Source organism: Bacillus sp. AFS041924 (genome assembly GCF_002577195.1).
Taxonomy (GTDB): Bacteria; Bacillota; Bacilli; order Bacillales; family Bacillaceae_G; genus Gottfriedia.
On record NZ_NULG01000022.1, the window covers coordinates 1 to 14,673 of the forward strand.

Genomic DNA, 14,673 nt, shown 5'->3' on the forward strand with positions numbered 1-14,673 from the left:
GGGTCTCAAGTTTCCCGCATTTCCCATAGGGGTCTTCGCACCTTCCATTTCAATTAGTCTCTAATTTAACTAAAATCAACAATTATTATTAACAGAGCCTTTTGATTAGAATTGGTTTTTAGGATCAGGAACTTTTTAAGAGTAAGGAATTTGGGTTATCTTGCATATTTTTAACTCATGCCCCTTCATGAGTAAGGAAATTTGAAATTAATAAGCAAATAAGATTTTCCGACTATTTTACTTACGCATAAACACTAAAATAGCATATTGGTCGAACTACTTAAAACAAAACCATAATTTTTTGTGACGTTTTTGTTAATTACACATCAGTAGTATAGACAACTAGGAGTATATATCATAAAATGGTTATGAGGTAATCAAGGTACTTATCTAAAATGAATGTGAACGATGATTAAGTAAACACTACTTTCTATATTGTAGTATTGGAGAAGACTTCTTAAGAATAGGAAAGAGGAGAAAAAATGAAATCAATTATTAATGTAAAAATTTACACAGGTACAGAAGTAATTGAAAATGGTTACATTCGATATGATGAAAAAATTTCTTCTGTAGGTCACATGGATGCTTACAATAATGAAGATGAAGAAATAATCGATGGAAAAGGAACAGTTATTATTCCAGGAATGATCGATGTTCATATTCACGGAGCATATGACGTTGATGCAATGGACGCTGATCCTAAATCAATGGTAACAATGAGTAAAAAGATGATGCAAGAAGGTGTGACAACCTTTTTCCCAACAACAATGACTCAATCAAAAGAAAATATAAAAAATGCATTGAAGTCTTTAAATAAGGCAAAAAAACTAGGAGCTCATTTTGAACATATTCATTTAGAAGGTCCGTTTGTTAATAAAAATAAGGCTGGAGCACAGCCGTTAGAATATATTATTAACCCAGACGTTGAACTATTTAAAGAATGGCAGGAAGCATCTGGTGGTTTAATAAAATTAGTTACTTATGCGCCAGAGGTAGAAGGTGCAAAGGATTTAGAAGCTGAACTAGAGCGGACTGATGTTGTTGGTACGGTAGGTCATTCTGATGCAATAAGTTCAGATTTTGAAGGTAGAAATGTTTTTCACGCAACACATTTGTATAACCAAATGAGACCTATGCATCATCGTGAAGCTGGAACGGTTGGACATGTATTATTAGATGATCGAGTAATGGTAGAAGTAATACCTGATGGAATTCATATTCATCCAGATATGGTTAAACTGGCGTACCGTCTAAAGGGTGCTAAAAAAATTAGTGTCATTACCGATGCAATGAGAGCTAAAGGTTTAGAAGATGGACAGTATGAATTAGGTGGACAACCTGTATTTGTCAAAAATAAAAGTGCAAGATTAGAAGATGGAACGCTAGCGGGTAGCATCTTAAAAATGGACGAAGGATTTAGAAATATTATGACATTTACGGGATGTACTCCTGAGGAAGCAGTTCAAATGACATCAATAAACCAAGCTGAAGAATTTGGTCTTAAACATAAAGGAGCATTAGAACCAGGCAAAGACGCTGATTTTGTCCAAATGACTCCAGATTTCTTCGTTATTAATACAACTAGACAAGGTAAAAATTTGAATGAGGTGACTTTATGAACGTAATCGTAGTAAAAAACGCAGAAGAAATTTCAAAAGTAGCATATGAAAAAATGGTAAAGGCTTTTGAAGGTAAAGAAGAATTTACATTAGGTTTAGCTACAGGTGGATCACCTCTAGGTATTTATGAGCTTTTCCGCATCAATAAGCCAGATGTATCAAATGTAATTACTGTAAATCTTGATGAGTATGTTGGGCTAGCTGAGGATGATCAAACTAGTTATCACACTTATATGACTGAGCAATTATTTAGTCATTTAAACTTTAAAGAAAATCACTTACCAAATGGTAATACGAAAGATTTAGAAGAAGCATGTAAAAATTATGAAGAAATACTTCAAAAGCATCCGGTAGATTTACAACTTTTAGGTATTGGTGAAAATGGTCATATTGCATTCAATGAACCAGGAACTCCATTCGATACACCTACTCATATTGTTGAGCTCACTGAATCTACTCGTAATGCAAATAAAATATATTTTGACAACGAAGAAGATGTACCTACTCATGCAGTAACAATGGGAATAGGTTCAATTTTGAGAGCAAAAGAAATTATTTTAGTAGCTTCAGGCATCAAAAAAGCTGAAGCAGTTAAGGAAATGTTAAATGGAAAAGTAGATATTAGCTGTCCTGCTACTGCACTTCAAAATCATAATAACGTAACAATAGTTGTTGATGAAGAAGCTTACTCACTATGTAGCAAATAATGTTAAAGCTTGATAAAAATTCTCCGTTACCGATTTATTTCCAAATACAAGAGATATTAAAGCAAAAAATTAACTCAGGAGAATGGAAACCCGGTGAGCGAATTCCTTCTGAGCAAACATTGAGTGAGATGTTAAATGTAAGCAGGATGACAATTAGACAGGCTTTAAACAATCTTGTTAAGGAGTCTCTAATAAGTCGGAAACGTGGAATTGGTACTTTTGTTTCAGTTAAGGATGGCATTGAAGTTGAGGAATCGCTTAAATCCTTAAGGAGTTTTTCTGAGGATATAACATCTGTTGGTTTGACGCCTACTAATAAATTACTTGGTTTTTCAACAATTGAAGCTGATGATTATTTAGCAGAAGTATTATCAATTGAAAGTGGATCAGAGATCTTTAAAATAGAAAGATGTCGTTTAGCAAATGATCAACCCATTGCTATTGAAACAACCTATCTTCCAAAAAAATTAGTAGTAAATCGAATTGATGAAAAAGTATTGAATCATTCCCTATATGAATATTTTGAAGTTTCATTAGGTTATTCAATAAAAAAAGCAACAAAGTGGATTAAAGCTTCTTTAATGTCTGAAAAGGATTCGTTAATTCTAGAGACCGCGGAAGACTCGCCAGCATTAGAATTACATCAAATTACATTTATTAATGAGGGTATTCCACTTGAATATGTAAGCTGTATTTATCGAGCTGATCGTTATCGATTTACAATTGATATTGACCGTTAAAAGGGTGCTTTTACAGCACCCTTTTTACAGTTGATATGGAATAGGAAGTGACAGTTTTCCACAAACCAAAAGGGTGCTTCTAAAAGCACCCTTAATTTTTACTTTATTTGTAAAACAATATTAACTGCTTCAGCAACAGAAGGAACGATATACGAAGCATATTTCTTAACCTCATCGTCAGCATTTTCCATCGCAAAGCTGTTAGGAGTTAGTTCAAACATTGAAATATCATTGTAAGCATCGCCAATACAAGCAATTTCATCAGGTTTGATTCCTAATTTATCAATAAGTATTTGAATTGCAGAACCTTTACTTACATTAACTGGAACAATATCTAAACAATTCTTTGCTGAAATAAAAGAAGTTACAAATTCAGGTAATTCTTCTTGTAATTCTTTTTGCAGTTCGAGTAAATCTTCATCTTCACCTAATACAACATATTTCTTAGGTGTAATCGATTTTCCTAATTCTTCCTGAAGTGTTTTAAGTTCGACTGTATTCATGCTAGAATTCTTTTCAATTTCTTTTACTAAATCAGTTTTCTCTTCGATATAGTAGGTTGAATTATCCGCTACATATATTAAAAATTTATCGTGTGTAATCATCTTATAAATTTTGTCTATAGCACTTGGATGAAAGGTTGCGTCTAATAAAGCTTCACCATCATTTGAATAAATATAAGTTCCATTCATACTAATGCGATGAAAATTACCTTCTAGGCTTTCCATAATTTTAACGATTTCATAATCTAATCGACCAGAAGCAAAACATAGTACAACACCGCGATCTACAAGGGTTTTTAATGCCTCTACATCGTGTTCAAATAGTTGACCTTGATGAAACATTGTACCATCTAGATCACTAACAAATAACTTAATCATAATTACTTAACACCTACTCAATTTATATTTATACTTTTATATTCTATCCTACAATAATAGATAATCAAAAAAATATGATTATTTTATGAAACATAATTCGTGTTTTAACTATTTTTGAAAAATTATGTTATGATATAAAAGCAATTTTTGAACTTGGGGGTGATAAAAAAAATGTCAGAGATGTCAACTTGCTATATGATCAAAAAAGTTCTTAATAATAATGTTTTAATTGCTAAAAATCCCAATCATACCGAAGTTGTTTTATTAGGTAAAGGTATCGGTTTTAATAAAACTAAAGGTGATTTTATTTCCGAAGGTGTAGTAGAAAAAATGTTTATCTTAACTGATGAACAAAAACAAAAGCAATATAAATCATTAATTAATTTTATGGATGAAAAATTAATGGGTACACTGCAGCAAGCGATTTATTTAATTTCTGAAAGAACTGGATGTACTTTAAATGAGCAAATTCATATTGGCCTAACGGACCACTTAATATTTGCGATTAAGCGGATCAGAGAAGGTTATAATGTTGATAATCCGTTCTTACAAGAAACAAAAGCAATGTATCCTGAGTATTTTAGAATTGCACAAGAAGTTATTGATTTAATAAATAAAGAAATAGATATAAATTTACCGATTGAGGAAGTAGGGTTTGTAACACTTCATATTGTAAGTAACTTATCAATGGAAGTTGTATCGGAGGTAAATAAGTTTTCACAAATCATTAAGGAGTTAGTAATCTATATAGAAGATTATCTGAAAATTGAAATTGATAAAGAAAGTATTCATTATTCACGACTTGTACGTCATTTGCGATTTTTAATTGATCGTATTTTTCATGGTAATTCTTCAGAAGAGTCACCAGCTTTAGGTATAATCTTAAAAAAAGAATACCCTGTATGCTATGATTTAGCATGGAAGATATTAAAATCAATTGAAGTTTCATTAAGCAAAAAAGCTAGTGAAGCCGAAGTAATATACTTAACTTTACATCTAGAACGGCTTGTTCAAAGCAAAATTAACAAATAATTCAATAAGCTAAATGAGAAATTTGTCTCTATTTTTAAAAATAGTAATAATTATTTAATAAAATAAGTATTTTGCCTTGAAATTTTTAAAATCTATAGATATAATGAAAGCGAAATCATATAAAACATAATTGAATAGTGTACACATTCATAAAACGTGTTACTGATTCGATCAGGCATGAGTTGAAAAGATGTGAATTATTATTCTTGGGTAGGGGAAACTATATCCAGGATTTATAATTGTCATTTTTTCTGCTCATGCCTTTTTTGTTTGGATAAAAGGAGGATAACAATGTTTAAGAAAATCTTTGGAGTTTTACAAAAAGTTGGTAAAGCGCTTATGCTACCAGTTGCGATTTTACCAGCTGCAGGATTATTACTTGCATTCGGAAATGCATTTCAAAATCCACAAACATTAAAATACTTACCATTTCTTGATGCTCACTGGTTCCAGTTAGTAGCAAAAGTTATGGAACAATCTGGTGACATCATTTTTGGTAATCTGTCATTATTATTCGCAGTAGGTGTTGCTGTTGGTTTAGCAGGAGGAGAAGGTGTTGCAGGTTTAGCAGCAATCGTTGGATTCCTGATTATGAATAAAACAATGAGTGTGTTCAAAGATGTTGGACAATATGTTGTTTTAGATAAAGCTTTAAATATTGCGAAATTTGATGATCCATCATATGCGTTTGTATTAGGTATTCCTACACTACAAACCGGTGTATTTGGTGGGATTATTGTAGGTGTACTGGCTGCATGGGCTTATAATAAATATTTTGAAATTGATCTGCCATCATACTTAGGTTTCTTTGCAGGTAAGCGATTTGTACCAATTGCTACAGCAGCGTTTTCAGTATTACTTGGGATTTTATTGTGCTTTATCTGGCCTCCAATTCAGCACGGATTAAATTCATTCTCACATAATATGATTGATGCAAATTTAACTTTATCAGCATTCATATTTGGTGTTATTGAACGTTCATTAATTCCATTTGGTTTACATCATATTTTCTATGCACCATTCTGGTTTGAGTTTGGTTCATATACAGATAAAACTGGTATGGTTGTACATGGAGATCAAAAAATCTTCTTCGCTCAATTAAAAGATGGAGTTAATTTAACAGCTGGTACATTCATGGTAGGTAAATTCCCATTCATGATGTTTGGTTTACCTGCAGCTGCACTAGCTATGTACCATGAAGCAAAACCTGAAAACAAAAAAATCGCTGGTGGTATTTTAGCATCAGCAGCATTAACTTCTTTCTTAACTGGTATTACAGAACCAATCGAGTTCTCATTCTTATTCGTTGCACCAGTACTATTCGGAATTCATGCAGTCTTTGCAGGATTATCATTTATGATCATGCAATTATTAAATGTTAAAATTGGTATGACATTCTCAGGTGGTCTAATCGACTTCTTACTATTCGGTGTACTACCAAACAGAACTGGCTGGTGGTGGGTAATCATCGTCGGTTTAATATTAGCAGTAATTTACTACTTTGGTTTCAGATTTGCAATTAGAAAATGGAATTTAAAAACTCCAGGTCGTGAAGATGCAATCGCTGAAGATACTACAGGCAATACTCCAACTAATGAATTACCATATGAAATTTTACAAGCTTTAGGTGGAAAAAGTAATATCTCTTCATTAGATGCATGTATCACTCGTTTACGTGTACAAGTTAATTCAAAAGATGAAGTCAATAAAGAGCGTTTAAAAGCATTAGGTGCTGCTGGAGTTCTTGAAGTTGGAAACAATATTCAAGCAATCTTCGGGCCAAAATCAGATACATTAAAATCACAAATTAAAGACATTATGACTGGTAAAACACCGGTAGTTAGTCAAAATGCTCATAAAGACACTGATTCAGCAGTTGATACTTCAATTGAAGAAGCTATTATCAACCCAATTGAAGGTGAAATTATTCCAATTACAGAAGTACCAGATCAGGTATTTTCTGGAAAAATGATGGGTGATGGATTTGCGATTATTCCTTCTGAAGGTACAGTTGTATCTCCAGTAGATGGTGAAATCGTAAATGTATTCCCAACAAAACATGCGATTGGTATTTTATCAAATGGTGGTAAAGAAATTTTAATTCATATTGGTATTGATACTGTAAAATTAAATGGTGAAGGCTTTGAAGTACTGGTATCACAAGGTGAAAAGATAACAAAAGGTCAACAATTAGTTAAAATTGATTTACATTTTATTCGCGAAAATGCGCCATCTACAATTACACCGGTAGTCTTTACAAACTTAGCTGAAGGACAACAGGTTGTAATTGAAAAGCCAGGTAAACAATCTAAAGGTGAAGTTGGCATAATAAAGATTAAATAATTCTAAGAAAATAGACGAAAAATGTTTAATTTTAAAGGGGGCTGTATAGTTGACACTATGCACCCCTTTTAATAGAATATTTAGAGTAGACCAAACGTCTATACCAAAAATGTAGATTTAATCACAAAGGAGATAAATTATTATGGAAAAAACTTTTAAAGTAACAGCTGATTCTGGAATCCACGCTCGTCCAGCAACATTATTAGTAAATGTAGCAGGTAAATTTAATTCTGATATCAATCTTGAGTATAATGGCAAAACAGTTAACTTAAAATCAATCATGGGTGTAATGTCTTTAGGAATTCAACAAGGAACTGAGATCAAAATTAGTGCTAACGGTGAAGATGCTGATCAAGCTATCGCTGCAATCGAAGATACTATGAAAAAAGAAGGTTTAGGCGAATAATGTCTTTACATATTAAAGGTATCGCTGCTTCTAGTGGAATTGCAATTGCAAAAGCATTTCGCTTAGAAAATCCTGAATTAAATATTGTTAAAAAACAAATTTCAGATATTGATGCTGAAATTTCTAAACTTGACAATGCAATTCAAGTTTCTAACACTGAATTAGAAAAAATTCGTGATCACGCGAATGCAGAACTTGGTGAAGATAAAGCTGCAATCTTTTCTGCCCACATCTTAGTTTTAAATGATCCTGAGCTAGTTAACCCAGTTAAAGATAAAATTAAGTCTGAAAATGTAAACGCTGAATTTGCTATGAATGAAGTTGCTTCAATGTTCGTTCAAATGTTTGAAAGCATGGATAATGAATATATGAAGGAACGTGCTGCAGATATCCGCGATGTTACAAAACGTGTAATGGCGCATCTTTTAGGCGTTACGATTTCTAACCCAGCGAATATTACTGAAGAAGTAATTATTATTGCAGAAGATTTAACACCATCTGATACAGCACAATTAAACCGTAAATATGCTTTAGGTTTTACAACTGATATTGGGGGTCGTACTTCTCACTCAGCGATCATGGCTCGTTCTCTTGAAATTCCTGCAGTTGTTGGAACAAAAGAAGTAACTAGCAAAATCGAAAATGGCGTTATGGTCATTGTAGATGGATTAGACGGCCATGTAATCGTAGATCCTTCTAATGAAGAATTAGCAGAGTATAAAGCTAAAAAAGAAAAATTTGAACTTCAAAAAGTTGAATGGGCTAAACTGAAAAATGAACCAACTGTAACAAAAGATGGACATCATGTTGAACTAGTAGCAAACATTGGTACTCCAAATGATGTAGAAGGTGTTATCAACAATGGTGGTGAAGGTGTAGGCCTTTACCGTACTGAGTTCCTATACATGGGACGCGATAACTTCCCATCAGAAGAAGAACAGTTTGAGTCATATAAAACAGTTCTTGAAAGTATGGGTAATAAACCGGTAGTAGTAAGAACACTTGATATCGGTGGAGATAAAGAATTATCTTATTTACACTTACCAAAAGAAATGAATCCATTCTTAGGATATAGAGCAATTCGTTTATGTTTAGATCAAAAAGACATTTTCCGTACACAGTTACGTGCATTGCTTCGAGCTAGTGTATATGGTAATTTAAAAATTATGTTCCCAATGATTGCAACATTAGATGAGTTCAGAGCTGCAAAAGCTGTTTTATTAGAAGAAAAAGAACAGTTATTAAAAGAAAATGTTCAAGTCTCAGATAACATTGAAATTGGTATGATGGTAGAAATCCCTGCTTCTGCTGTCTTAGCAGATGTATTCGCTAAGGAAGTAGACTTCTTTAGTATTGGGACAAACGATTTAATCCAATATACAATGGCTGCGGATCGAATGAACGAACAAGTTTCTTATTTATACCAACCATATAACCCATCTATTTTAAGATTAGTTAAAATGGTTATTGATGCTGCAAACAAAGAAGGTAAATGGGCTGGTATGTGTGGAGAAATGGCTGGGGATGCATTAGCTATTCCGTTACTTGTTGGATTAGGCTTACATGAATTCTCTATGAGTGCTACTTCAATCCTACCTGCACGTAGTCAAATGGCTAAACTTTCTAAAGTTGAGATGGAGAAACTTGCTGAAAAAGCATTATCTATGTCTACAGCTGAAGAGGTTGTTAACTTAGTAAATAGTATCTAATAAAAAACAACAGGGAAAATTCCTGTTGTTTTTTTATGAATAACGAATCGAACTGTTCCTACTGTTGACAAATTCGCTTCTTTAATTTAGTGTATGTTTAAATTATTAAACGAATAAGATTATTTTTGGATAATAAAAGTAGGTGGAAGATTTGGGTAAAGAAGCAATTGAAGTATTTAGAGAATGTATCCCTTTGTTTCAAGCATTAAGCGATCCTTATAGACAGGATATCATTTTAATGCTTTCTGAAGGGGAAGCGCTAACTGTTAATGAAATTACTGAAAAAACTTCATTATCAAGACCGGCAATATCACATCATTTAAAGATATTACGTGATAATCAATTAGTACTTATTGAGCAAAAAGGTACGCATAGATACTATTCATTAGCAATTGATTCTTCACTAGAATTACTTAGGAAATTAATCATTACTGTTGAACAACATTGTTAATAAAACGTAATGAAATAAAAGGGACTCCGACTTTTGTCAGAATCCCTTTTACTTTTAATTTATTAAATCCAAATAGACATTTCTTTTGCAGAGAAACGTGTTGTATGATGACCAGGTACTTTTTCTTTACCAATAGCAATCAGCATCGTAGGAATATAGCGAGCATCAGTTAAGAAAGTCTCTTTAAATGCTTGTTCGTTAAATCCACCGATTGCACAAGTATTCCAGCCTTTTGCAGAAGCTGCCATGATTAATTGCATAGCAGCAAGAGAAGAATTTAAAATACCTTGTTCACGATTACGTTGTTCTGTTGCATAAGCATTTTCAACGTTTGATTTTAATTTATCTTTTGCTTCTTGAGTCATATAGCCAGCTTCAATTGCTGGCCCGAATACTAAGTCAACATTCTTTGCTGATTGTGTATCGGCTAATACAGCAATTACACATGATGCATCTTTAATTTGTCCCTGGTTATATGCAACCGGTAATAATTTACCTTGTGCATGTTCACCGTGGAATACAACGAATTTCCAATGCTGTAAGTTCCAGGCAGATGGTGCAGTCATGGCAGCATCAAGAAGTTCCGTTATTTCACTGCTACTGATTTCAGTAGAAGAATCAAATACTCTAGTAGAGTTTCGTTCCTTAATCATTTCAAAAAATTGTTCGTTTTTCATATAAAAATACCTCCAGAACATTAGCGCATAGTTACAATTTTATGTACTTTCTTAATATAGATACTTACATTATTAGAGTCAACAAATTAGGGTCGAAATAACCTAAATTTAAATAGAAGGTATGGTATAGATTAGCTCTAGCTTTTTTAATCATATTTTTTATGTTAGTTTTATTATGGATAATAAACGAGGAGTGTGTAGTATGGAAGCAATTAATTTAAAAGATCTTCAAGTAGGATTTATTGGAATTGGTGTAATGGGTAAAAGTATGGCAAAGCATTTAATCAATGCAGGTGCAAAATTACATATTTATAATCGCACTAAGGGAAAAGCAAATGAATTACTTGATTTAGGTGCTACTTGGTATGATACACCTAAAGAATTAGCACCAAATTGCCAGGTTATTTGTACGATGGTCGGATACCCAAGTGATTTAGAGGAAGTATATTTTGGCGAAAATGGTATCATCCAATCTGCTTCAAATGAAACTATTTTTATCGATTTTACAACTTCGACACCAACATTAGCTAAAAAAATTGATGAACTAACAAAATCTGTAGGTATGTCATCTTTAGATGCACCTGTATCAGGTGGAGATTTAGGAGCAAGAGAAGCTAAATTAGCGATTATGGTTGGTGGAGAAGAAGAAACATTTTATAAAATGTCCACATTATTTAATGTTTTAGGAAAAAATATTGTATATCATGGAAAAGCTGGTAGCGGACAACATGTAAAAATGTGTAATCAAATTGCAATCGCTTCAGGGATGTTAGGAGTTTGTGAGGCCATTGCGTATGCGAAGTCAGCAGGATTAGACGGTGAAAAAGTATTAAATAGTATTTCGACTGGTGCAGCAGGTAGTTGGTCATTATCAAACTTAGCACCTCGTGTTTTAAGAGGCGATTTCGAGCCTGGATTTTATATTAAGCATTTTATAAAAGATATGGGAATCGCAATTGAAGAAGCAGAAAAGATGGAATTAAACCTTCCAGGTCTTTTACTTGCTAAAAAATGCTACGATGAACTGTCTAAAAATGGTTTAGATGAAAAAGGAACACAAGCACTTTATACTTTATATGATCCTTCTCACCACATTCAATAATTTTAATGAATAGAGGTTAACAAGTGCAGAATTTTCAACTTGCAAAGTTTTATCAACGATTAAGTGCATTTATAATCGATACGTTAATTGTTTCAGTAGCGTATGGAATCATTATTGCAATCATTACGATGAACCCTGAGAAGATATTAAGTCGTTTTAATTCTACTTCGGGAAATTCAACGGTCGATTTAATCGTTATTTCAATTATAATGATCATCTTATTTGTCGTCGTCCCACAAATTAATAAAGGGATGACATACGGTCAAAGATTTTTAGCTATTAAAATGATAAAAGACAATTATGAAGAAACGACAATGATTACATTTTTTATTCGTTTTATCTTCATCGCAGGGATATCAGTTCTATTTTTAGGTGTACCATTAATCGTTAATGTATATTTAATGCTATTTAGAAAAGATCATAAAACAATACAGGATTACATTTTTAAAACAAGCGTAATACAAACTAGATAATTTAAAGACGTGATTATGAATTTATAATCACGTCTTTTTTTTTAGGCTCTGTTAAAAAAGAATGTTGATTTTCCATTCCAGGTACTTCGCTTTCCATGGGGCGTGACTTGAGCCTCCTCGGTCTCAAGTTTCCCGCATTTCCNNAATATTAACAGAGCCTTTTTTTAAACAAATAAATTAGTTATTGCCTATATCCAGCTCTTAAGTTCTCAGACTAGTTACAAACGCTTCTAAACGATCACAAGCAGTTTCTAACTCTTTCATTGAATAGGCATATGATAAGCGAATAGATGAATCTCCGTATTCAGAGAAAGCTTCTCCAGGGATAACAGCCAGATTATATTTTTCTACTAAGTTTAAAGCAAATTCCATCGAAGCCATATTGAATTCTTTAATGGAAGGAAATAAATAAAATGCACCTTCTGGTTTAATACAAGGTAGACCCATTTTTTCTAATCGATCAATCATATAATCACGTCTAATTTTATATTCTTTAGCCATCTCAATCGGTGAATCAATGCAATCTGTTAGAGCTGTAATTGCTGCATATTGTGAAATTGAAGTAGCACATGAAACGTTGTACTGATGTACTTTTAAAATTTCCTGAGCTAAATAAGTAGGTGCAAATATAAAGCCAATTCTCCAACCAGTCATAGAATGGGATTTACTAAGGCCATTTATGACAATTGTCTTTTCTCTCATTCCAGGGAAGCTTGCAATAGAAGTATGTGTATTTTCATATGTTAGTTCACTATATATTTCATCAGATAAAATGAACACATCTTTTTGAGCTAAATAGTTAGCTAAATTTTCAAGTTCTTCTTTCGTTAAAGTGACGCCTGTTGGATTATTAGGATAAGGTAAAACAATGCAACGTGTTTTTTCTGTTATATGTAATTCTAATAACTCAGGCGTTAGTTTAAAACCACTATCAGATGTATCGACAAAAACAGGTTTTGCGCCACATGTTGAGATGATTGGTGCATAGCCTGGGTAGATTGGTGCAGGAAGAATAACTTCGCATTTATCGTTAAGAATTGTTCTAAATGTAACATCGATTGCTTGACTAGCCCCAACAGTAACGATTACTTCACTAGCTGGATCATATGATAATGAGTACTTTTTATTTAAGAAATTAGAAGCTGCATTTCTAAGTGCAGGGATTCCTGCGTTTGGTGTATATACCGTTTGATTTTGATTAATTGCGTTAATGGCAGATTCCTTAATTGGTGCTGGAGTTGGAAAATCAGGTTGACCCAATGTTAATGCGATAACATTGTCATATTTTTCAATTTTTTGGGTAAATTTTCTAATACCGGAGATTTGAATTTCTTTTACACTTTGGTTAATAAATCTTTTCATTTTAATCCCTCAACTTATTATTTTTATATAAAAAATTAAACTTTTTTAATCTATTTATTCAATGAAATTTCCTTCATTTTACCATATAATATAGAAAGTATTTAGTAGTGAAATAAATTGAATAGCTAAAGCAGGTGGGTAAAAGTGTTACAAGTAATCGGGATTACTAAAAATAAAGTAATTGATCGAAATATAACAATATCAGATGCAAAATCAAGTAAATATTTATGGTACTGGGTAGATATTAATGAACCAACTCAAGAGGAGATTCAACTTTTATCAACTGAATTTAATTTTCATCCATTAGCTATTGAAGATTGTTTAGAATATGTACAAAGACCAAAACTTGATTATTATGAAGGATATCATTTTTTAATTTTACACGAATTGAATAAAATGGATTTAGAAGAGACGGAACTTGATATTTTTGTAAGTGATCATTATGTAATCACTTTTCATATACATAAAAGTCCTATTACTCAGCAAGTTTTAGAAAGTATAAATACTGATCGTCGAGCTTCTAAGAGCCCACTTCATTTAACTCATCGACTGATTGATGAACTTGTAGATAGTTATTTTCCACTAATCTATCGTTTGGAGGATGAACTATCAGACTTAGAAATCGACCCTTTAAGAAAACAAGTAAATAATGCAGTAGAAAGATTATATGATATTAAATCAGATTTATCGAAATTAAGAAGAACGATTTTACCAACTCGTGATCTATTATACCGAATCTTGAACTCTAATCGATTTAAAGATATTTCTGAGCATCGTATTTATTTTGAAGATATACATGATCATTTAATGAAACTTTCTGATATGATTGAAACAAACCGAGACCTAGCTTCCGATATTCGTGAAAGCTATTTTTCATTAAGCTCAGAAAAAATGAATAATATTATGAAAACATTAACAATTATATCATCTTTCTTTTTACCACTAACTTTTATCGTAGGTTTATATGGTATGAATTTTCATTATATGCCGGAATTAACATGGAAGTATGGCTATTTATTTATTCTAATTTTAATGGGAATTGTAACGATTTTTATGTACATATTTTTTAAAAGGAAAGGTTGGTTTTAAGTCGTTAAGCACTTAAGCTTGACGACTTTTCTTATATTTTAGAATACTTTGTAAGAATGTGGCGTTCTATGTAGAAATGTTT

Annotated in this window: 14 protein-coding genes; 11 read left to right on the plus strand and 3 right to left on the minus strand. The window is 32.3% G+C overall.

Annotated elements, in window-relative coordinates; translation table 11 throughout:
* Positions 1-482 precede the first annotated feature (482 nt).
* The 3 genes from nagA to COC46_RS07930 are packed head-to-tail and all read left to right on the plus strand — an operon-like array spanning position 483 to position 3,066.
* Entirely contained in the window at positions 483-1,619 is a 1,137-nt protein-coding gene (nagA, locus tag COC46_RS07920) for an N-acetylglucosamine-6-phosphate deacetylase (protein WP_098809202.1), read from the plus strand.
* Positions 1,616-2,326 (plus strand): glucosamine-6-phosphate deaminase, encoded by a 711-nt coding sequence (gene nagB / locus COC46_RS07925; protein WP_098809203.1) that lies wholly within the window; start codon positions 1,616-1,618, stop codon positions 2,324-2,326. The genes nagA and nagB overlap by 4 nt, the downstream gene beginning before the upstream one ends.
* Positions 2,326-3,066, plus strand: coding sequence for a GntR family transcriptional regulator (locus COC46_RS07930; RefSeq protein WP_098809204.1), 741 nt, complete (start codon positions 2,326-2,328; stop codon positions 3,064-3,066). The genes nagB and COC46_RS07930 overlap by 1 nt, the downstream gene beginning before the upstream one ends.
* Before the next feature lie 98 nt (positions 3,067-3,164).
* Here the strand turns inward: COC46_RS07930 and COC46_RS07935 are convergent, their stop codons facing one another.
* Positions 3,165-3,947: a Cof-type HAD-IIB family hydrolase gene (locus COC46_RS07935; RefSeq protein ID WP_098809205.1), complete on the minus strand. Its 783-nt coding sequence runs from the start codon at positions 3,945-3,947 to the stop codon at positions 3,165-3,167.
* Positions 3,948-4,118: 171 nt separating this feature from the next.
* Between COC46_RS07935 and glcT the strand changes: the two genes are divergently transcribed.
* The 5 genes from glcT to COC46_RS07960 all read left to right on the plus strand — a co-directional run bounded on the left by glcT (position 4,119) and on the right by COC46_RS07960 (position 9,888).
* On the plus strand, positions 4,119-4,979 hold the full coding sequence (gene glcT / locus COC46_RS07940) for a glucose PTS transporter transcription antiterminator GlcT (protein WP_304362830.1): 861 nt from the start codon (positions 4,119-4,121) through the stop codon (positions 4,977-4,979).
* Positions 4,980-5,270: 291 nt separating this feature from the next.
* Positions 5,271-7,322 (plus strand): glucose-specific PTS transporter subunit IIBC, encoded by a 2,052-nt coding sequence (ptsG, locus tag COC46_RS07945; RefSeq protein ID WP_098809206.1) that lies wholly within the window; start codon positions 5,271-5,273, stop codon positions 7,320-7,322.
* A gap of 142 nt (positions 7,323-7,464) precedes the next feature.
* Positions 7,465-7,728, plus strand: coding sequence for a phosphocarrier protein HPr (locus tag COC46_RS07950; RefSeq protein WP_098809207.1), 264 nt, complete (start codon positions 7,465-7,467; stop codon positions 7,726-7,728).
* Positions 7,728-9,437 (plus strand): phosphoenolpyruvate--protein phosphotransferase, encoded by a 1,710-nt coding sequence (gene ptsP, locus COC46_RS07955; RefSeq protein WP_098809208.1) that lies wholly within the window; start codon positions 7,728-7,730, stop codon positions 9,435-9,437. Before COC46_RS07950 ends, ptsP begins: the two co-directional genes overlap by 1 nt.
* A gap of 151 nt (positions 9,438-9,588) precedes the next feature.
* Positions 9,589-9,888, plus strand: a complete 300-nt coding sequence (locus COC46_RS07960) for an ArsR/SmtB family transcription factor (protein ID WP_098809209.1) — start codon at positions 9,589-9,591, stop codon at positions 9,886-9,888.
* Between the two features lie 62 nt (positions 9,889-9,950).
* Here the strand turns inward: COC46_RS07960 and COC46_RS07965 are convergent, their stop codons facing one another.
* On the minus strand, positions 9,951-10,565 hold the full coding sequence (locus COC46_RS07965; RefSeq protein WP_098809210.1) for a nitroreductase family protein: 615 nt from the start codon (positions 10,563-10,565) through the stop codon (positions 9,951-9,953).
* A 211-nt stretch (positions 10,566-10,776) separates the two neighbouring features.
* Here COC46_RS07965 and COC46_RS07970 point away from each other — a divergent pair, with 211 nt between their 5' ends.
* Together COC46_RS07970 and COC46_RS07975 are read left to right on the plus strand one after the other, a co-directional pair.
* On the plus strand, positions 10,777-11,667 hold the full coding sequence (locus COC46_RS07970; protein WP_098809262.1) for an NAD(P)-dependent oxidoreductase: 891 nt from the start codon (positions 10,777-10,779) through the stop codon (positions 11,665-11,667).
* A gap of 23 nt (positions 11,668-11,690) precedes the next feature.
* Positions 11,691-12,140 carry an RDD family protein gene (locus tag COC46_RS07975; protein ID WP_098809211.1) on the plus strand — a complete coding sequence of 150 codons (450 nt, stop codon included), beginning with the start codon at positions 11,691-11,693 and terminating at the stop codon, positions 12,138-12,140.
* A gap of 201 nt (positions 12,141-12,341) precedes the next feature.
* Here COC46_RS07975 and COC46_RS07980 read toward each other — a convergent pair whose 3' ends face one another.
* The gene (locus tag COC46_RS07980) at positions 12,342-13,502 is read right to left on the minus strand and encodes an aminotransferase A (RefSeq protein ID WP_098809212.1); all 1,161 of its coding nucleotides are present in this window, start codon (positions 13,500-13,502) and stop codon (positions 12,342-12,344) included.
* 144 nt (positions 13,503-13,646) lie between these two features.
* Here COC46_RS07980 and corA point away from each other — a divergent pair, with 144 nt between their 5' ends.
* Complete coding sequence (gene corA, locus COC46_RS07985) at positions 13,647-14,591, plus strand: magnesium/cobalt transporter CorA (RefSeq protein ID WP_098809213.1); 945 nt, start codon at positions 13,647-13,649, stop codon at positions 14,589-14,591.
* Positions 14,592-14,673: the final 82 nt, after the last annotated feature.

Excerpts from the sequence above, each read along its gene's own strand:
- nagA (WP_098809202.1), top strand. The coding sequence starts at position 483 with ATGAAATCAATTATTAATGTAAAAATTTACACAGGTACAGAAGTAATT.
- nagB (WP_098809203.1), top strand. The coding sequence starts at position 1,616 with ATGAACGTAATCGTAGTAAAAAACGCAGAAGAAATTTCAAAAGTAGCA.
- COC46_RS07930 (WP_098809204.1), top strand. The coding sequence starts at position 2,326 with ATGTTAAAGCTTGATAAAAATTCTCCGTTACCGATTTATTTCCAAATA.
- COC46_RS07935 (WP_098809205.1), bottom strand. The coding sequence starts at position 3,947 with ATGATTAAGTTATTTGTTAGTGATCTAGATGGTACAATGTTTCATCAA.
- glcT (WP_304362830.1), top strand. The coding sequence starts at position 4,119 with ATGTCAGAGATGTCAACTTGCTATATGATCAAAAAAGTTCTTAATAAT.
- ptsG (WP_098809206.1), top strand. The coding sequence starts at position 5,271 with ATGTTTAAGAAAATCTTTGGAGTTTTACAAAAAGTTGGTAAAGCGCTT.
- COC46_RS07950 (WP_098809207.1), top strand. The coding sequence starts at position 7,465 with ATGGAAAAAACTTTTAAAGTAACAGCTGATTCTGGAATCCACGCTCGT.
- ptsP (WP_098809208.1), top strand. The coding sequence starts at position 7,728 with ATGTCTTTACATATTAAAGGTATCGCTGCTTCTAGTGGAATTGCAATT.
- COC46_RS07965 (WP_098809210.1), bottom strand. The coding sequence starts at position 10,565 with ATGAAAAACGAACAATTTTTTGAAATGATTAAGGAACGAAACTCTACT.
- COC46_RS07980 (WP_098809212.1), bottom strand. The coding sequence starts at position 13,502 with ATGAAAAGATTTATTAACCAAAGTGTAAAAGAAATTCAAATCTCCGGT.